General features: G+C 71.9%; 1 protein-coding gene. It reads left to right on the top strand.

From position 1 onward, the window contains the following. Window positions 1-605 (top strand): site-specific integrase (locus MFF64_RS36580; RefSeq protein ID WP_238193925.1); only part of this gene is annotated, 605 nt, incomplete at both ends.

The following is a 605-nucleotide window of genomic DNA, read 5'->3' as shown; positions in this document are numbered from 1 at the left end:
CGCACCCGCAAGAGTCAGCGGGCGGTCACCGCCGCGGTGATCGAGAAGTTGCTCACCACCTGCCTGTACGAGCACCGGCTGGTCGATGTGCGTGACCGGGCACTGCTGCTGGTCGCCTTCGCGTCCGGCGGGCGCCGGCGGGCCGAGGTGGCTGGCTTGCGGGTGGAGGACCTCGTTCGCGATGCGCCCGTGTCGCTCGAGCCCAGTGACCCGGACAGCCCCAAGGTGCCGAAGATCACGATCCGGCTCGGGCGTACCAAGACCACGACGGCCGAAGACGACGCCCGGGTGGTCGTGATCGGGCGTGCCGCCACCGCTCTGCTCGACTGGCTGGCCCTCGCCCGGATCGAGACCGGGGCGGTGTTCCGGCGCATCGACCGCTGGGGCCGGCTCGGCGCGACGGCGCTCGACCCGCAGAGCGTGAACGCGATCCTCAAGGCACGCTGCGCCCGGGCCGGGCTCGACCCCGCCCTGTTCTCGGCCCATGGCTTGCGGTCGGGGTTCATGACCGAGGCCGGGAAGCAGGGTGTGTCGTTGCCGGAGGCGATGCAGCTCTCGCAGCACCGCTCGGTGCAGCAGGCGGCGCGCTACTACAACGAGGCCGA

The organism is Methylobacterium frigidaeris, from assembly GCF_022179185.1.
Taxonomy (GTDB): domain Bacteria; phylum Pseudomonadota; class Alphaproteobacteria; order Rhizobiales; family Beijerinckiaceae; genus Methylobacterium; species Methylobacterium frigidaeris.
Note: the sequence above shows the minus strand (reverse complement) of the source record. Positions and strands in the feature narration are given on the sequence as shown.